The sequence below is a fragment of the Olleya namhaensis genome (assembly GCF_900114005.1).
Lineage (GTDB): Bacteria > Bacteroidota > Bacteroidia > Flavobacteriales > Flavobacteriaceae > Olleya > Olleya namhaensis.
On sequence record NZ_FORM01000015.1, the window covers coordinates 12621 to 30305 of the forward strand.

The 17685-nt window shown below is 33.0% G+C and carries 18 protein-coding genes and 1 tRNA gene; 8 read left to right on the plus strand and 11 right to left on the minus strand.

Annotated elements, in window-relative coordinates:
• Positions 1–14: 14 nt before the first annotated feature.
• Entirely contained in the window at positions 15–173 is a 159-nt protein-coding gene (locus tag BMZ09_RS16225; RefSeq protein WP_157823448.1) for a hypothetical protein, read from the minus strand.
• Between the two features lie 151 nt (positions 174–324).
• Here BMZ09_RS16225 and BMZ09_RS15690 point away from each other — a divergent pair, with 151 nt between their 5' ends.
• The 3 genes from BMZ09_RS15690 to BMZ09_RS15700 all read left to right on the plus strand — a co-directional run bounded on the left by BMZ09_RS15690 (position 325) and on the right by BMZ09_RS15700 (position 2893).
• Positions 325–1839, plus strand: a complete 1515-nt coding sequence (locus tag BMZ09_RS15690; RefSeq protein ID WP_090842408.1) for a tetratricopeptide repeat protein — start codon at positions 325–327, stop codon at positions 1837–1839.
• A gap of 79 nt (positions 1840–1918) precedes the next feature.
• Positions 1919–2416, plus strand: a complete 498-nt coding sequence (locus BMZ09_RS15695; protein ID WP_090842410.1) for a DUF4890 domain-containing protein — start codon at positions 1919–1921, stop codon at positions 2414–2416.
• A gap of 120 nt (positions 2417–2536) precedes the next feature.
• Positions 2537–2893, plus strand: a complete 357-nt coding sequence (locus BMZ09_RS15700; RefSeq protein WP_090842414.1) for a hypothetical protein — start codon at positions 2537–2539, stop codon at positions 2891–2893.
• Between the two features lie 73 nt (positions 2894–2966).
• On the opposite strand, the gene hemL is transcribed toward BMZ09_RS15700, so the two are convergent.
• From hemL to BMZ09_RS15720, 4 genes are read right to left on the minus strand one after another with little or no spacing between them, the layout of a single operon-like run.
• Positions 2967–4244, minus strand: a complete 1278-nt coding sequence (gene hemL / locus BMZ09_RS15705) for a glutamate-1-semialdehyde 2,1-aminomutase (protein WP_090842417.1) — start codon at positions 4242–4244, stop codon at positions 2967–2969.
• Positions 4245–4249: 5 nt separating this feature from the next.
• Positions 4250–5059 (minus strand): glucosaminidase domain-containing protein, encoded by an 810-nt coding sequence (locus BMZ09_RS15710; protein ID WP_090842419.1) that lies wholly within the window; start codon positions 5057–5059, stop codon positions 4250–4252.
• 3 nt (positions 5060–5062) lie between these two features.
• Positions 5063–5974, minus strand: coding sequence for a 1-aminocyclopropane-1-carboxylate deaminase/D-cysteine desulfhydrase (locus BMZ09_RS15715; RefSeq protein WP_090842421.1), 912 nt, complete (start codon positions 5972–5974; stop codon positions 5063–5065).
• On the minus strand, positions 5964–6302 hold the full coding sequence (locus tag BMZ09_RS15720) for a hypothetical protein (RefSeq protein ID WP_090842423.1): 339 nt from the start codon (positions 6300–6302) through the stop codon (positions 5964–5966). Before BMZ09_RS15720 ends, BMZ09_RS15715 begins: the two co-directional genes overlap by 11 nt.
• Before the next feature lie 47 nt (positions 6303–6349).
• Here BMZ09_RS15720 and BMZ09_RS16230 point away from each other — a divergent pair, with 47 nt between their 5' ends.
• From BMZ09_RS16230 to BMZ09_RS15730, 3 genes are read left to right on the plus strand one after another with little or no spacing between them, the layout of a single operon-like run.
• The gene (locus BMZ09_RS16230; RefSeq protein ID WP_157823449.1) at positions 6350–6517 is read left to right on the plus strand and encodes a C1orf53 family protein; all 168 of its coding nucleotides are present in this window, start codon (positions 6350–6352) and stop codon (positions 6515–6517) included.
• A gap of 14 nt (positions 6518–6531) precedes the next feature.
• Positions 6532–8517: a urocanate hydratase gene (locus BMZ09_RS15725; RefSeq protein WP_090842425.1), complete on the plus strand. Its 1986-nt coding sequence runs from the start codon at positions 6532–6534 to the stop codon at positions 8515–8517.
• A gap of 12 nt (positions 8518–8529) precedes the next feature.
• Positions 8530–9075 (plus strand): DUF4136 domain-containing protein, encoded by a 546-nt coding sequence (locus BMZ09_RS15730; protein ID WP_090842427.1) that lies wholly within the window; start codon positions 8530–8532, stop codon positions 9073–9075.
• 77 nt (positions 9076–9152) lie between these two features.
• Here BMZ09_RS15730 and BMZ09_RS15735 read toward each other — a convergent pair whose 3' ends face one another.
• From BMZ09_RS15735 to BMZ09_RS15755, 5 genes are all read right to left on the minus strand, one after another.
• Entirely contained in the window at positions 9153–9482 is a 330-nt protein-coding gene (locus BMZ09_RS15735) for a thermonuclease family protein (protein ID WP_218143726.1), read from the minus strand.
• A gap of 92 nt (positions 9483–9574) precedes the next feature.
• Positions 9575–11887, minus strand: coding sequence for a M1 family metallopeptidase (locus BMZ09_RS15740; protein WP_090842429.1), 2313 nt, complete (start codon positions 11885–11887; stop codon positions 9575–9577).
• A gap of 64 nt (positions 11888–11951) precedes the next feature.
• The gene (locus BMZ09_RS15745) at positions 11952–12452 is read right to left on the minus strand and encodes a DUF6702 family protein (protein ID WP_090842432.1); all 501 of its coding nucleotides are present in this window, start codon (positions 12450–12452) and stop codon (positions 11952–11954) included.
• A gap of 61 nt (positions 12453–12513) precedes the next feature.
• Positions 12514–13206, minus strand: a complete 693-nt coding sequence (locus BMZ09_RS15750; protein WP_143067843.1) for a hypothetical protein — start codon at positions 13204–13206, stop codon at positions 12514–12516.
• A gap of 61 nt (positions 13207–13267) precedes the next feature.
• On the minus strand, positions 13268–14080 hold the full coding sequence (locus BMZ09_RS15755) for a carboxypeptidase-like regulatory domain-containing protein (RefSeq protein ID WP_090842436.1): 813 nt from the start codon (positions 14078–14080) through the stop codon (positions 13268–13270).
• A 109-nt stretch (positions 14081–14189) separates the two neighbouring features.
• Between BMZ09_RS15755 and pepE the strand changes: the two genes are divergently transcribed.
• Complete coding sequence (gene pepE / locus BMZ09_RS15760) at positions 14190–14897, plus strand: dipeptidase PepE (protein WP_090842438.1); 708 nt, start codon at positions 14190–14192, stop codon at positions 14895–14897.
• 32 nt (positions 14898–14929) lie between these two features.
• On the opposite strand, the gene BMZ09_RS15765 is transcribed toward pepE, so the two are convergent.
• A tRNA-Gly gene (locus tag BMZ09_RS15765) sits at positions 14930–15002 on the minus strand.
• A gap of 173 nt (positions 15003–15175) precedes the next feature.
• Between BMZ09_RS15765 and BMZ09_RS15770 the strand changes: the two genes are divergently transcribed.
• Positions 15176–17685: beta strand repeat-containing protein (locus BMZ09_RS15770; RefSeq protein WP_090842440.1), on the plus strand; the 2510-nt coding region annotated here is incomplete at its 3' end.

The window sequence follows — 17685 nt, forward strand, 5'->3', positions numbered from 1 at the left end:
AAAACTAATTTACTTTAGACTCCTAAATAACTCACCTTACTTCCTGTATGACTACTTAAATCTGCTACATAAGATTGATAGCTGTCTATTAAATAATTCTGAATCTCCATTCTGTTAGCTAGTAAGACGCTAAAAAATAAAACGATAAGTGTTGCTTTAAAAAATGTTTTCATGATGTTTTGATTTGTTGATTACACGACAAAGATGCAACGGGTAAACAGTTATATAAAAACAGATTTAAAATAAAACTGACGATATATTTTAGATAAAAAATAGAGTTATTCTTGTTTAAAAGGCTATTTTTAACCAAATAATGACGATTAAATGACCGATTTAAACAGCTTAATTTCTACATTTTCTAATGAAGAACAACAACAGTTTATAACGTTTCTAGAAAAAAAGAACAAAAGAAGCGATACCAAAAACATACAACTCTACAAGTTACTTCAAGATAAAGACTTGGACACATTTACCATTTGTAATACACTTTATGGTAGTCAGAAAAAAGGAGCATATCATGCTTTAAGAAAACGCTTATATCAATCTGTTATAGATTTTATAGCCAACAAACATCTGGCAGACGAGAGTACTGTAGAAATGCAATTAATAAAACTACTAATCACTGCTAGAGCCTGCCTTACCAAAAAGCAATATAAAACAGCCTATAAATTATTAGCTAAAGCTGAAACAATAGCAATAGAACATGCTTTGTTTTCTATTTTGAATGAAATTTATCACACAAAAATTCAATACTCCTACTCACAACCACAAGATAAACTAGAACATTATATTACAGCTTTTAAAAATAACCAACATAATGCCTATACAGAAGACCAACTAAATATAGTATATGCGAAAATTAGACAAACACTTAACAACATAAACTATAAAGGTGTGGTCTTAGATCTAGAAACATTACTAAACAATACTCTAGAAGAACATAATATAAATTTAGAAAATGCTATTACATTTAAAGCGCTATATCAAATTATAAGTATTGTTAGCTTATCTGCTTTTGTAACCAATGACTATTATAAAATAGAATCCTTTTTATTAAAACATTACACCACTTTAAAATCATATAAAAATCGAGAAAAACAAACTTATTATCATATTCAAATACTATATATGATTGCTAATACTTTATTTAGGAACAAGAAATTTGACGAAGCTTCGCAGTACTTAAATGCAATGGAAATACAATTAAAAAGCAATCAAAAAAAACACTTCAATACCTTTATATTAAAACACAACCTATTAAAAGGTTTAACATTTAATTACACAAACCAACAAACAGAAGCTATTGCCTTACTAGAAAAAAGCACTAGACTAAAACATCAAGATATAGAAAGCCAATTAGACATTCACTTATGCTTAATAATGACACATGTGCAACATGACGACTATAAAAAAGCAAATCAAGTTATGGCTACCTTTTATCATACCGATGCTTATTACGAAACTAAAGCAGGAAAAGAATGGGTCATTAAAAAAAACTTAATAGACATTATAATACAAATAGAATTAGAGCACATCGATTTAGTAGACTCTAGACTACGCAGTTTTAAACGTCAATACTACTCCTATTTAAAACAAATTAATCAAAATCGAGTTATCACGTATTTAAGCTTTGTCGAATTATATTTTAAAGACCCAAATATTGTAACCACTACAACATTTAAAGCTAGAATAGAAAGTGCTTTTATTTGGGTTGATGCCCAACAAGAAGATATTTTTGTAATGAGTTTTTACGCTTGGTTAAAAAGTAAAATGGAAAACAAACCGCTATACACCATCACTTTAGAACTTATAGAAATGGCAAAAACCAATGTTAATTAAAAGCTAAAAAACAAGCACTTGTTAAACCTTTTGGAAAATAGCTGGTCTTAGAAGTATAACAATTTAAAATAAGATACAAATGAAAAAATTAGCAATACTAGCATTAGCTTTAATTACATTTCAGGCAAATGCACAAGATAACAGTAGCGAAAAACGCCAAGAAAACAAAAAAGAACGTTTGGAAAAACGCATGAAACTTGAACCAAAAGAAATGGCAGAGTTAAAAACTAAAAAAATGACTTTGCATTTAGATTTGACAGAAGCACAACAAACAAAAGTTATGGCTTTGAATTTAGAAAATGCAGAGCAAAGAAAAGAGCACTTTAAAAAGCATGCAGACAAAAAAGCAGATTCTGAAAAAGCAAAACCAACTAAAGAAGAAAAACTTAAAAGAATGAATGCTAAATTAGATGCACAAATAGCAACTAAAAAGCAGATGAAGGACATCTTAAATGCTGACCAATATGAAAAGTGGGAAAAATCAGAAATGAAAAGAAACCATGGACGTAAGCATAATAAAAAAGGCGAAAGAAAACACGGAAAAGGTGAGAAAAATAGTACTGAAACTGATGAATAATTAAGAAATATTTACATTTTAAGGAAAAAAGACGCTGATTATCTATTCAGCGTCTTTTTTATTTGCGATTATTAAACTAAAAGTGTTACTTTGAGAGTATAATTAATTAACTCTTACACAATGAAAAAAATAATTACGCTTTGTCTTTTTGTATTTGGTTTATTTTTAGCAACTAACACTGCTAGCGCACAACAAAAATTTAGTTCAGAAGTCACTACTGCAGCACTAACAAAAACGGTTGAGCTTGGTAAAGCTTTAAAAGCGAACAAACCTACTCAAGAATTAATGTATCCTGCATTCCAAGAATTTTATGCAAAATCAGAAACGCTAAACAGCTCTTTTGAAACAGGTACGACTGAGTATAGTGCGTTAGAAAAGAAAATCAACGATCGTTTATCTTCTCAAATGAATGAAGTACTTAACAGCGAACAATACACTAAATATTTAGAATTATCAGGTCAATCTGAAACTGAATAATTTAGTAATACTACATATAAAAAAAGCCGATTATAAATTTATAATCGGCTTTTTTAGTGTCTAAAATTTTCTATTAACTAAAGACAGCTTCACAAGCTGCAATAGTTTTATCTAAATCCTCGTATGAAAGTGCGTCATTTAAAAACCAACTTTCAAAAGCACTTGGTGCTAAATAGACACCCTGATTAAGCATACCATGGAAAAAAGTTTTAAATGTTTCGTTGTTTCCTTTAGCAGATGTTTCAAAATCTACAACTTGACCTTCACTAAAATGCACAGACATCATAGATCCTAATCTGTTTATAGTATGTGTTACTTTTAATCGTTCTAAAACCTCAGCGATACCTTTATGTAGGTATTCCGTTTTCTTAGCTAAACTTGAAAACACATCACCCGTATTTAATTCTTCTAACATTGCTAATCCCGCAGCCATAGCTAATGGATTACCACTTAATGTTCCTGCTTGATATACTGGTCCTAAAGGCGCTAAATGATCCATAATTTCAGCCTTAGCTGCAAAAGCACCTACAGGTAAACCACCTCCTATTACTTTACCAAAACACACAATATCTGCTTTAATACCTAATAATTCTTGAGCACCACCTTTAGCTAATCTAAATCCAGTCATAACCTCATCAAATACCAATAAAATATTATTAGCATCACACAATTGTCTTAACCCTTCTAAAAAACCTGCTTTTGGAGGAATACATCCCATATTACCAGCAACTGGCTCTATTATAATACAAGCAATTTCGTTTTTGTTAGCTTCAATTAAAGCTTCTACATTGGCCAAATCGTTGTATTTAGCCAACAATGTATCTTTAGCCGTACCTTGTGTTACTCCTGGACTATTTGGTGATCCAAAAGTTACTGCACCACTACCCGCTTGTATTAAAAACGAATCAGAGTGCCCATGATAACAACCAGCAAATTTGATAATCTTATCTTTATTAGTATACCCTCTTGCTAATCTAACAGCACTCATACAAGCTTCTGTTCCAGAATTAACAAAACGAATCTTATCAATATTAGGCACCATTGATACTGCTAACTCAGCAATTTTGGTTTCAATTTCAGTAGGCATACCAAAGGAGGTTCCTTTTTTAGCTTTATCAATAACTGCATCAACCACTGGTTTGTGTGCGTGACCTAAAATCATTGGTCCCCATGATGCGATATAATCTATTAATTGGTTACCATCTTCATCATACAAATAAGCGCCTTTAGCTTCTTTAACAAAAACAGGTGTCCCACCTACTGCTTTAAATGCACGGACTGGAGAGTTTACACCTCCAGGAATTACTTTCTCTGCTTCAGCAAACAAAGCACTACTACGTTTATAAATCATAAACCTTAATAATCTTTTGGAATTGGTTTTACAAATAAAATCTGTCCAACAAATAAATCGTTGCCATCTAAACTATTCAACGATTTTAATTCGGTAACAGAAATGTTATATTTTCTAGAGATAGAATACAATGTGTCTCCTTTTACTACAGCATGTTTATCACTAACTTTTGATTCTTTACCTAAAACGTCAGCATCAAAACGATATAACTGGTAACGCTCTATTAAGCTAATTAGCTTGTTTGGATATTTTCTATCGGTTGCATAGCCCGCTGCTCTTAAGCCTTTTGCCCAACCTTCATAATCATCTTTTTCTAATTCAAATAACTTAGAGTAACGTTTACGCTCCGTCAAAAACAAAGAGTGATCTCTAAAACTATATTTTGCGTTTTTATACTTTCTAAAACATTCTTGAGATGCATCGTCATCATGGTAAATCTTAGCACCTGTCCACTCGTGACACTTAATTCCAAAATGATTATTAGCCTCTACAGACAAACGTCCACTTCCAGAACCTGATTCTAAAATTCCCTGTGCTAATGTTATACTTGCAGGTATTTGATAATTGCGCATTTCATTTTGAGCAATATCACTAAAAATAGCAATATATTCTTCTGTTTTATTTGCGTAAACTTCCGGAGTTTCGGTAATAGCTTCTTCTTCTACAACAACGATTTCAGTTTCTTTTTCAGCTTTCTTTTTCTTTCTATCAACCTTAACAGTATTTTGTTTTCCTTTTTTTGTGGTTGTTTTCTTGGATGATCCACAACTCACAATTAGGAGTGTAATACAAAGAATGGCTATTATTTTTTTCATTTACTATAATATTAATTGTTGTTGTTTCTTTTTTAGTCTTTTATTCATGCCTTCTACTCCTTGCAAGCCACCTGTATGGATTGCAAGTATTTTTGCATTGTCCTCAAAATACCCATTCTTAATTAAATCAAAAATTCCGAATAACAGTTTACCTGTATATACTGGGTCTAGTGCTATTTGTTGCTCCGCTTTAAACTGATTAATAAACGCAACTAAATCTGCATTTATCTTAGCGTAGCCTCCAAAATGATAATCGGTAACTAACTTCCAATTGGACTGTGCTGCAAATTTACTAATATCTTCTTTTAAAAAGTCGCCTTTTAAAGCCGAAAAACCTAAAACTTGTTGCTCTGGTTTAGAGACATTAATTAATCCTGCCAATGTCCCACCTGTACCAACTGAAGAACAGATATAATTAAAATCAAAATCAGCTTGATTTAAGATCTCTTTGCAACCTTTTACAGCCAAATCATTAGTACCACCTTCCGGAATTTGATAAAAATCACCAAACTCTCTATTTAGTTTTTCAATAATAGACTGTGTAGATTTTAACCTAAAATGCTCTCTACTTATAAACTTAAACGTCATACCACAATCTTGTGCAAATCGCAATGTAGGATTATCTAAAATCTTGTCTCGTAATTCTTCTCCTCTAATAACGCCTATTGTTTTAAAACCAAATACACGACCTGCTTCTGCAGTAGCTGCGATATGATTAGAAAAAGCTCCACCAAAAGTAAGCAAGGTATCATACTTATGTTTTTCAGCGAAAGCGATATTATACTTTAACTTTCTGTACTTATTTCCAGAAATTATAGGATGTATTAAATCCTCACGTTTTAGGTATAATGAGACCGAACTTTTAAAAGGAAGCTCTATTTTTTGATTGACACTAAGTTCAGGCTTAAATTTCATGCTTGCTAAGATACTTTAAAAATTGCCAAAATGGTCTTGATTTTAAATACACTAAGTTAGTATCATTACAATACGCCTCTCTTTCAAAACTCAAGTTTTTATATGCTAAAAACCAATTTTTATGTTGATAATAACGTATTAAAAACTCTAACACATACCATATATAAAACGGTAGTATTAACATTTCTAATTGTTGTCTAAGATGAATTTTTTCATGATTAATAAGCGTTTTACTGTGTTTTAATCCTTTATTTTTTAAAAAAATAAAAGGAAAAACGGTCATTCCAGTATAACCCTTTGGTACTAAAAATTTAGATACTATTATCATAATTTATACATCTCAAAATGTACACCAATTTACGTTATCTTTGTGATATGAAGAAGATAATTCCAATAGAAGACGGTGATTACTACTTAACACCTGAAGGATATCGCTGTTTTACAGAGCAATACCATTTAAAACGCGGGTATTGTTGCGAGAGCGGTTGCAGACATTGTCCGTATGGATATGATGCTAAAACAAATGCGACTAAAAACAACTAAAGTCAGTACATACTATGACATTTAAAGACCAAATATTAGAAGGTATCCCTAACCAATTACCACAACCTAAACCTTTTGATGCTAACATAAATCACGCACCAAAACGTAAGTCTATTTTAAGTAAAGCTGAAGAAACGTTAGCTTTAAAAAATGCGCTTCGTTATTTTGATAAAAAACATCATGCAACATTACTACCTGAGTTTAAAAATGAATTGGATACGTATGGTCGTATCTATATGTACCGTTTAAGACCAGATTACAAAATGTACGCTAGACCTATTAACGACTATCCTGCGCAATCAAAACAAGCCGCAGCGATTATGTTAATGATACAAAACAACTTAGATTACGCTGTGGCACAACACCCACACGAGTTAATTACTTATGGTGGTAATGGTGCTGTATTTTCTAATTGGGCACAATACCGACTAACCATGAAGTATTTGGCAGAAATGAATGACGAGCAAACACTAACCATGTACTCTGGACACCCAATGGGGTTATTCCCATCACACAAAGAAGCCCCAAGAGTTGTTGTTACTAACGGTATGATGATCCCTAACTATTCTAAACCGGATGATTGGGAAAAATTTAATGCCCTAGGTGTAACCCAATATGGTCAAATGACTGCCGGGAGTTACATGTATATTGGTCCACAAGGTATTGTACATGGTACGACTATTACCGTATTGAATGGTTTTAGAAAAATTAAAAAAGAACCTAAAGGAAACTTATTTGTGACTTCAGGATTAGGCGGAATGTCTGGTGCACAACCAAAAGCTGGTAATATAGCAGGTTGTATTACTGTCTGTGCTGAAGTTAATCCAAAAATCACGCAAGTCCGTTTGGATCAAGGTTGGATTGATGAGAAAATTACCGATTTAAACCAATTAGTAGATCGTGTTATTAAGGCTAAAGCCGAAAAAGAAACCATATCAATTGCCTACTTAGGAAACATTGTAGACGTTTGGGAAACCTTTGACAAAGCAAATATCCATATTGATCTTGGAAGTGATCAAACCTCTTTACACAATCCATGGGCTGGAGGATATTATCCTGCAGATCTATCTTTTAAAGAGGCTAATGTAATGATGGCTGACAATCCTGAATTATTTAAAGAAAAGGTTCAAGAAACATTAAGACGTCATACTGCTGCTATTAATAAACATACTGCAAAAGGAACATACTTTTTTGATTACGGTAATGCCTTTTTACTAGAAGCATCTAGAGCAGGAGCAGATATAATGGCTGAGAATGGTATTGATTTTAGATACCCAAGTTACGTACAAGATATTATGGGCCCTATGTGTTTTGATTATGGCTTTGGTCCTTTTAGATGGGTTTGTGCGTCAGGAAAACCTGAAGATTTAGCCAAAACAGACGCTATTGCTTGTCAAGTATTAGAAGACATCAAAAAACAATCACCTCCAGAAATCCAGCAACAAATGGCTGATAATATCCAATGGATTAAAGGTGCACAAGCCAACAAACTAGTTGTAGGCTCTCAAGCAAGAATTTTGTATGCTGATGCAGAAGGACGTATGAAAATTGCAGAAGCTTTTAACCAAGCTATTAAAAACGGAGAGATTGATACTGTAATATTAGGACGAGACCACCATGATGTATCAGGAACAGACAGCCCGTATCGTGAGACTTCTAACATCTATGATGGCTCAAGATTTACAGCAGATATGGCTATTCAAAACGTAATAGGCGATAGTTTTAGAGGCGCTACTTGGGTAAGTATACACAACGGTGGTGGTGTTGGCTGGGGAGAAGTTGTTAACGGTGGATTTGGTATGGTTCTTGATGGTAGTAAGGAAGCATCAAAACGATTAAAACAAATGCTATTTTGGGACGTTAATAATGGTATTTCAAGACGAAGTTGGGCCAGAAATGACGAAGCTATTTTTGCAATAAAACGCGCTATGGCTATTGAACCTAATTTAAGAGTAACGTTACCAAATCTAGTTGATGAAGATTTATTAAATTCACTTTAAAACAATACTGCTATGAAAAAAATTATGAAACTGTTACCTATCGTGTTAGTCGCTATAGCACTAACATCTTGTAGTTCTGTTAAAGTTGCTGCCGATTATGACAAAGCTGTAGATTTTAACAATTACAAAACCTTTGCATTTTTTAAATCAGGAATAGACAAAGCTGAAATCAGTGATTTAGACAAACGAAGAATCCTTCGTGCTATTGAATCTGAATTATTAGCAAAAGGGTTTACTAAGTCTGAAAAGCCAGACGTATTAGTTAGCATCTTTACAAAATCTAATCAACGTGTTGATGTATACAATAACTCTTGGGGCGCAGGCGCTTGGGGTTGGGGTGGACCACGTTGGGGATGGGGTTGGAATTCGCAACCAAATATATCAACATCTACACAAGGCGTATTATTTGTAGATTTAATTGATGCTAATAAAAAAGAATTGGTTTGGCAAGGTCAAGGTACCGGTTACCTTTCTAAAAATGTAGAAAAGAAAGAAGAACGCATCAAGGAGTTTGTTGCTAAAATAATGGAGAAATATCCTCCGGGAATGGAGAAATAATTTTATAATAGATTTATATTAATCATTATATGTTTTTAAAAAAGCGACCACTTTAAACAAGTAGTCGCTTTTTTATTTTACAGTAAATAAGGTTTAGCATGACCATTATCAATTAACCACTGATTAAGGTTTAATCCATCTTCTAAAACTATATCTCCCAAATAACGCCCATATTTACCTTGTTTGTCTTTATATGTCCGTATTATAACCTCTTTATCCAAAATCATACTTCGTACAATATCTCTCACTTTTTTACCCTCTACTTTTTCAGCCCCTCTTAACTCGGGTGTATCAATTCCGTAAAGACGTAATTTCATTTCTTGAGAGTGTAAAAAACCTAAATCAACAATTGCTGTTACAGTATCACCGTCGTAAACTGCTATTATTTTAGCTTTATATGTATACATGATATTTTTTTATATTGATAAATATACAAAATAAAAAAAGCCCTTAAAACATATGTTTTAAGGGCTTTTAAATATTATAACAAACTAATTATTTAGTTTTTGTTTTGATCTTTAAATTTATCAAACTCACTAGCCTTTACTTCTCTTGGCCAAGAGTTGTTAGAAACATCCACATCTGCTGTTTCTAATTTAGGATCTACAGTAATACTTACTAGCTCTTTTTCGGTTGCTAAAGTCTTACTAACTTCTTTGTCATTAAGTCTCCAAATTTGTGCTGGATACGTTTCCGTTTTTGATGTCCCATCAGCATAAGTGTACTCAACTATAATTGGCATCACTAATCCACCTGGCTTTTCAAAAGTTACTTTGTAAAAGAATTTTGGTTCTTTTATTTTAGCTCTTTCAGCAGGCGTGAAGTTGTCCATAATATATTCGTTTAAAGTTGCTGAATTTTCTAAAGCTGTTTTACCTTTTAAACTCGCATTAAAATCTTCACTTCCTTCTTCTACAAAATATACTAAAGGTGGTAAGTCACTTAACTTCATCCCTCTTTGTTCTGCTATTTTTTTGATTTCAGCATTAGGCTCATTAGATACAAAATACTTTTTTACGTCTTTTACACCTATATCAACATAGTCTGTTGTGTAAAACCATCCTCTCCAATACCAATCTAAATCTACTGCAGATGCATCTTCCATTGTACGGAAAAAATCTTCTGGAGTTGGGTGCTTAAACATCCAACGTTGTGCGTATTCTCTAAAAGCATAGTCAAATAACTCCTCTCCCATTACTGTTTCACGAAGAATATTTAAAGCAGTTCCTGGCTTGCTGTATGCGTTATTACCAAACTGGTAAGTATTTAATCCTTTAGTCATAATTGGTGCAATATAATCTTGATCACCACCCATGTATCTTACAATGTTTGCTGCTGGTCCACGACGTGATGGATAAGCTGTTTGTCCTTCAGACAATGCTGCTGGATACCATTTTCCAAAATCTTGTTCTGCTACGTACTGTACAAATGTATTTAAACCTTCATCCATCCAAGTCCATTGACGCTCGTCACTATTTACAATCATAGGAAAAAAGTTATGTCCTACTTCATGAATAATTACAGACATCATACCAAACTTAGTTCTATCATTATAGTTTCCTTCTTTATCAGGACGACCATAATTCCAACAGATCATTGGATACTCCATTCCTTGCTCTTTAGCATGTACAGATATTGCTTTATGGTAAGGGTAGTCAAAAGTCATACGCGAGTAAGACTTTAATGTACTTGCTACTGCTTTAGTAGACCAGTCTTCCCATAATGGGTTTCCTTCTTTACCATATAATGATACAGCCATAACATCTTTACCACCAATCTTAACACTCATCATATCCCAGATGTAACGTCTTGACGTTGCAAAACCAAAATCACGTACATTTTCTGCATATAACTTCCATGTTTTAGTCTTTGTCGATTTTGTACTTAACTTAGCAATTGCTTCGTCTTGTGTTACTATAACAACAGGCTCATCATAAGATTTTTTAGCTTGCTCATAACGTTTCATCATATCTTTTGAGAACACGTCTTTTCTATTTGTCAATTTACCTGTACCATCTAAAATATGATCTGCAGGTACAGTAATATTTACTTCAAAATTTCCGAAAGGTAATGCAAACTCATCACGTCCCCAGAATTGAGAATTTTGCCATCCTTCTACATCATTATATACTGCCATTCTTGGGTAGAATTGTGCAATAACATATGCTCTGTTATCATCTTCTGGAAAATACTCGTATCCAGAACGTCCTCTACCATTTACGTGATCATTGATGTTGTACCACCATTTGATAGAAAAAGAAAATGATTCTCCAGACTTTAATGCTGTTGGCATTTCAACACGCATCATTGTGCGGTTAATCATATGCGGTAAAGCACGACCTTTAGAATCTTTTACTTCTTGGATATTAAATCCACCGTCAAAAGCTTCTGTCAAATAGCTATTTGCAAAACTACCTGGTGTTGTTGCAGGCTGTGCAGAATCATCACTAATTAATGGTGTTTTTGAATCTTTAGCACGCATATTTTGGTCTAACTGAACCCATAAATAACTTAGGTTATCTGGCGAGTTGTTAGTATACGTAATAGTTTCGTAACCTGATAATTTTGCATTAACATCATCAAGCTCTAAGTCCATCTTATAATCTGCTTGTTGCTGGTAGTAAGCAGCACCCGGAGCACCCGAAGCTGCTCTATACATATTAGGCGTTGAAAACTCTTCATACAACTGCTTGAACTTGTTGTTGTTTGTGTGACCTTGCTGAGGCTCTTTCTTATCTTCTTTTTGGTCTTGTGCAAAGGCACTTATAGACACAAAAAATGCTGAAAGAAATAAATACTTTAGTTTTTTCATTTGTGAGTGGTTGTTACTTTAAGGACGTGAATTTAACAAAAATTAACGTTGAATAAAATGTTTGTTAAAAGTTTAACAAACCTTTATCTTTCTGTGGTATCAAAATAAAAGTCTTGTTTTTACCATTAATATTGTTTCGAACAATATTTTTTTGATCTTCAAAAATATCAAATAAGACCTTGTTTTGAATCTCAAAACTTTTAATAGAGGCTACATTTTCAATTTCTAGATAACAGCGCATAATGTCATCATCATACTCTTTTCCTATAAATTTCAACATTGATGGTGTTCCGTTAATCTTGATAAACATCTTTTCTAAAAGATACTTCTTTATATAGCTATCAATTATTACCTCGTCCTGACCATCATTCAATGTCACCTTTTCATCATAACGTTTACGAATCAATTTTTCGATATCATCGACAAAAATTCGTGATATTATCTGTACCGATTGCTTCTCTTTTACATATTCGATTTGCGTAATACTAACATAGTATTTATGTATCCCTGAAAAAGAGAACAACGCAAACAAGCTAACTAATAAAATATATTTAAATGGCTTCATGAAGTTTAATTATAATTACAAATTTAATTGAATAATGACAAAAAGCATTCCAATTGTTATTTTATTCTTTTTCTGATAAATTTAACTTGTATTGCTCCAATTTTTTTTTGAGAAACGCAAAAGCATCTAAGTTATTCTTACTGCACTTACTTCTAAAATCTGGGTCTTCTTGTACAAAATAGAAAAACTCTACATGATGCTTTTCTTCTAGCGGATGAGTTTTAAAAAAATCAATCGACAAATCATCTTTTAACCTGGCCAATAAAGCATCGTCGTTTTCTAATTGTATTTGCGCCTTTAATCTTTTAGTCCGTCCTGATATTGCATTGATAATTGGATTTAAAGGAATTATTCCTCCACCTGTCGTGGCTTCAAACAAACGCCTCTCGGATTGTGTTTTTTGCTTGCCTTTATAACCAGGAATTCCGACGTCGTAAAAATTAATTTTAGGTTTAGCTGTAGAAGTTAGGACATCATCCGTTAAGTTTCCAGATAACGATCTAGCTAGGTAAACCTCGTCCAATTCGTTAACAAAAACCTCTAATTTTACTTGTAAAGATTTTAACGCTATATCACTATCAGTAACTACCCTAAACAACGTTTTGTATTGTATTGCGGTAAATATTATAGTGTCATTTACTTTTGCAGATATGGTAAAGGCACCTTTAACGTCCGATGTTGCATTGGTCAGGGATGTTTTATTTAAAATATGTACCCCCTCAACATCATCGTCCCCATCTATTAATCCAGACAACTCAACTTTTTGAGCATGGACTGTAGAGATAATAAAAAAACAAACTAACCTTAAAATTAGCTTAGTCCTTTTCAATGGTTGTCTTTAAAAATTTTTTACTTTCTGAGTTAAGATGCTCAATTAGCTCCATCTCTTTTCCATTATCTAAAAGCGTACTATCAAAATCACTAGTTTCCACAAAAGCTATAAAAGCTTCTACCTGATCTTCTGGTATTTTAAAATTTAGAGTATAATAATCGTGATTATAAACATCAGACAATGCTAAAACCTCTATTGGTTCTGTACTATTATTATTTCTATTCTTCTTGTCTTTCTTTTTAAAAATCAAACCAACCAAACCACCTAGAATAGCCATACCATCTGCTTGGTATCTTATTCTTTCGTTTTGACTCATTGCAGCTAAGTTATCAACCTTACTATACGAGTCATCTGCAAATTCGTACAAACTAATATCATCAACACCAAAGTAAATAGCATCCATATTAGCGTTAAATGTTTTTACACTTGACACATCTTCCTTTAAAATACCTGTTAAATTATAAGGTAAAATAACAACTTCATCTAACTTATTAACTTGCTCTACTAAGTAGACATTCATTTGCTTAAAATCTATAACTTCTTGTGCTACCACAACATTAAAATCTTTAAACTGAAGTGCTGCCACACTAATTTTATCATTCAACATGGCTTTTATAGTAAATTCACCTTTTTCATCAGTAATAGTCCCTCTATTAGAAGATGAATTGTACACCGTGATACCTTCTACGTCGGGAGAATCAATAATAATTTTACCTTTTATTTCTACTCGTGTAGAATCTTGAGCTGACGCAAAACTAAAGGTTAATAATAAAAATGCAATTAAATATGATTTCATGTTGGTTGATTTTACGTAAATTAAAAACTTTTACTCTTAATGTTAATGTAAAGCCTCTATAATCTTTTGTTAAAAGCTTCTAATAACTAAATTTACAAAAACTATATTTATGAAACAATTATTAATAGCAAGTACTTCAACCTTGCATTCAGGTGCCTATCTTGATTATTTACTTGACGCTTTAAAAATTCACTTTAAAGATATAAAAGACATTATTTTTATTCCCTACGCACGTCCAAGTGGTATATCTCATGATGATTACACAAAAAAAGCAGCAGAAGCTTTTGCTAAAATTGATATAAAAGTTACAGGTTTACACACCTTTAAAAATCCAGCTGAAGCTATTGCCAATGCAAAAGGGATATTTACAGGTGGTGGAAACACGTTTGTCTTAGTTAGCGCATTGTATCAATACAAATTGTTGGAGCCATTAAAAAGCGCTATCAATAGCGGAACACCCTATTTAGGAACTAGCGCTGGAAGCAACATTTGTGGATTAAATATCCGTACCACTAATGATATGCCAATTGTGTATCCTCCAAGCTTTAAAACTTTAGGGTTCGTGCCTTTTAATATTAATCCTCATTATTTGGATCCCGACACCAACAGTACACACATGGGAGAAACTAGAGAAACTAGAATAAAAGAGTTTCATCAATTTAATACACAACCAGTCGTTGGATTACGTGAAGGTAGTTGGCTAAAAGTAAATGGGCAGTCAATAGAACTTAAAGGCACATTAACTGCAAGAATTTTTGAATATGATAGCGAACCTTATGAAGTAGAAACAGGAACTTTCTTAAATGAATTGAAATAAAAAAAGCTTCATCGTTATGATGAAGCTTTTAGAGCGAGAGACCAGGTTCGAACTGGCGACATTCAGCTTGGAAGGCTGACGCTCTACCAACTGAGCTACTCTCGCATTTCCGATGGCAAAAATAGAACTTATTTCCAATATACAAACAATTATTTCAATTATTTTTTATGTTTTTCAACCGATTTATTTGCTTTTAGTCGATTGTAGCCGAATAAATAGAGCTATTTTAGTTAAAAAACAAGGAATCATTCTTATTTTCGGTTTAAAATCCCGAATTAATGAAAAAGTTTTTACTAGTACTATCCTTTTTTTTGACAACAAACTTATTTGCCCAAGTCAAAATAGGTGACAATCCACAAACTATTGACCAAAATTCTATCTTAGAATTGGAAAGCTCAGACAAGGCTTTAGTCGTAACACGAATTTCTGATGCAGAAATGAATGCTATCACACCTTTAAACGGAGCTATAGTTTACAATACAGATGCAAATTGCTTATTTCAGTTTAACAATAACACTTGGACTAGTCTTTGTGTTGATGTTATGGCTAACGAAACCATTACACAACTTGTAGATAACAATGATGGTACAATTAGCTACGTCAGTGAAGATGGCGCGATTACTACTATTACAAAATCTGCTCTGATTGATAATGGCGATGGCACATATACTTTTGATAATGGGAATGGGACGCCTATAACATTAGATGTATCCGCATTAGAAACAGTAACAACACTTATAAACAACGCAGATGGGACGTTTACCTACACCTCTGAAGACGGAACGATTACTACTGTTGATACAAATAGCGCAGAAACATTAACAACAATAGTACTTAATCCTGACAACACTAATATTGATTATACCGATGAAGATGGTGTAGTAACACAATTAAACCTGTCAGCTATTGTTGCAAACTTAGAAGCATTAACAACTATCGTTGATAATAACGACGGAACTTTTACTTATACTGATGAAGATGGTGTAACAACAACTTTAGATGTTGCTAACTTAGAGACATTAACAACTATTGCGCTTAATCCAGATAATACTAATATAGATTACACAGATGAAGATGGTGTAGTTACGCAATTAGATTTATCAGCTATTGTTGCAAACCTAGAAGCATTAACAACTATCGTTGATAACAACGACGGAACTTTTACTTATACAGACGAAGACGGTGTAACAACAACTTTAGATGTTGCTAACTTAGAGACATTAACAACCATTGCGCTTAATCCGGACAATACTAACATAGATTACACAGATGAAGATGGTGTAGTTACTCAATTAGATCTATCAGCTATCGTTGCAAACCTAGAAGCTTTAACAACTATCGTAGATAACAACGACGGGACTTTTACTTATACAGACGAAGACGGTGTAACAACGACTCTAGATGTTGCTAACTTAGAGACACTAACAACTATTGCGCTTAATCCAGATAATACTAATATAGATTACACAGATGAAGATGGTGTCGTTACGCAATTAGATTTATCAGCTATCGTTGCAAACTTAGAAGCATTAACAACTATCGTTGATAATAACGATGGAACTTTTACTTATACAGACGAAGACGGTGTAACAACTACTCTAGATGTTGCTAACTTAGAGACACTAACCACTATTGCGCTTAATCCAGATAATACTAATATAGATTACACTGATGAAGATGGTGTCGTTACGCAATTAGATTTATCAGCTATCGTTGCAAACTTAGAAGCTTTAACAACTATCGTTGATAACAACGACGGAACTTTTACTTATACAGACGAAGACGGTGTAACAACGACTTTAGATGTTGCTAACTTAGAAACATTAACCACTATTGCGCTTAATCCTGACAATACTAATATAGATTACACGGATGAAGATGGTGTCGTTACGCAATTAGATTTATCAGCTATCGTTGCAAACTTAGAAGCATTAACAACTATCGTTGATAACAACGACGGAACTTTTACTTATACAGATGAAGACGGTGTAACAACAACTTTAGATGTTGCTAACTTAGAAACACTAACAACTATTGCGCTTAATCCTGACAATACTAATATAGATTACACGGATGAAGATGGTGTCGTTACGCAATTAGATTTATCAGCGATCGTTGCAAACCTTGAAGCATTAACAACTATCGTAGATAACAACGACGGAACTTTTACTTATACAGACGAAGACGGTGTAACAACGACTTTAGATGTTGCTAACTTAGAGACATTAACAACCATTGCGCTTAATCCCGACAATACTAACATTGACTATACAGATGAAGATGGTGTCGTTACGCAATTAGATTTATCAGCTATCGTTGCAAACCTTGAAGCATTAACAACTATCGTTGATAATAACGATGGAACTTTTACTTATACTGATGAAGACGGTGTAACAACGACTTTAGATGTTGCAAACTTAGAGACATTAACAACCATTGCGCTTAATCCTGATGATGCTAGTATTGACTATACAGATGAAGATGGTGTTATAACTAATGTGAATTTTGCTGCAATAGTAGCAAATTTAGAAACAGTTACTACTTTAGTAGATAACGCTGATGGTACTTTTACTTACACTTCGGAAGATGGTACTGAAACGACTTATGACGAAACAACAACTATCATCGCTTTAAATGCTGATGATACTAATATTGATTATACTGACGAAAATGGTTTAGTAACGCAATTAGATCTAACTGATTTAGTAGATAACTTAGAAACGGTTACTTCTTTAACGTTCAATACAACAACTAATCAATTAGAATATATTGACGAAGATGGTACAAC

What these genes read in the sequence shown, in the direction of transcription:
- BMZ09_RS16225 (WP_157823448.1), bottom strand. Translation starts at nt 173, where the DNA reads ATGAAAACATTTTTTAAAGCAACACTTATCGTTTTATTTTTTAGCGTC.
- BMZ09_RS15690 (WP_090842408.1), top strand. Translation starts at nt 325, where the DNA reads ATGACCGATTTAAACAGCTTAATTTCTACATTTTCTAATGAAGAACAA.
- BMZ09_RS15695 (WP_090842410.1), top strand. Translation starts at nt 1,919, where the DNA reads ATGAAAAAATTAGCAATACTAGCATTAGCTTTAATTACATTTCAGGCA.
- BMZ09_RS15700 (WP_090842414.1), top strand. Translation starts at nt 2,537, where the DNA reads ATGAAAAAAATAATTACGCTTTGTCTTTTTGTATTTGGTTTATTTTTA.
- hemL (WP_090842417.1), bottom strand. Translation starts at nt 4,244, where the DNA reads ATGATTTATAAACGTAGTAGTGCTTTGTTTGCTGAAGCAGAGAAAGTA.
- BMZ09_RS15710 (WP_090842419.1), bottom strand. Translation starts at nt 5,059, where the DNA reads ATGAAAAAAATAATAGCCATTCTTTGTATTACACTCCTAATTGTGAGT.
- BMZ09_RS15715 (WP_090842421.1), bottom strand. Translation starts at nt 5,974, where the DNA reads ATGAAATTTAAGCCTGAACTTAGTGTCAATCAAAAAATAGAGCTTCCT.
- BMZ09_RS15720 (WP_090842423.1), bottom strand. Translation starts at nt 6,302, where the DNA reads ATGATAATAGTATCTAAATTTTTAGTACCAAAGGGTTATACTGGAATG.
- BMZ09_RS16230 (WP_157823449.1), top strand. Translation starts at nt 6,350, where the DNA reads ATGAAGAAGATAATTCCAATAGAAGACGGTGATTACTACTTAACACCT.
- BMZ09_RS15725 (WP_090842425.1), top strand. Translation starts at nt 6,532, where the DNA reads ATGACATTTAAAGACCAAATATTAGAAGGTATCCCTAACCAATTACCA.
- BMZ09_RS15730 (WP_090842427.1), top strand. Translation starts at nt 8,530, where the DNA reads ATGAAAAAAATTATGAAACTGTTACCTATCGTGTTAGTCGCTATAGCA.
- BMZ09_RS15735 (WP_218143726.1), bottom strand. Translation starts at nt 9,482, where the DNA reads ATGTATACATATAAAGCTAAAATAATAGCAGTTTACGACGGTGATACT.
- BMZ09_RS15740 (WP_090842429.1), bottom strand. Translation starts at nt 11,887, where the DNA reads ATGAAAAAACTAAAGTATTTATTTCTTTCAGCATTTTTTGTGTCTATA.
- BMZ09_RS15745 (WP_090842432.1), bottom strand. Translation starts at nt 12,452, where the DNA reads ATGAAGCCATTTAAATATATTTTATTAGTTAGCTTGTTTGCGTTGTTC.
- BMZ09_RS15755 (WP_090842436.1), bottom strand. Translation starts at nt 14,080, where the DNA reads ATGAAATCATATTTAATTGCATTTTTATTATTAACCTTTAGTTTTGCG.
- pepE (WP_090842438.1), top strand. Translation starts at nt 14,190, where the DNA reads ATGAAACAATTATTAATAGCAAGTACTTCAACCTTGCATTCAGGTGCC.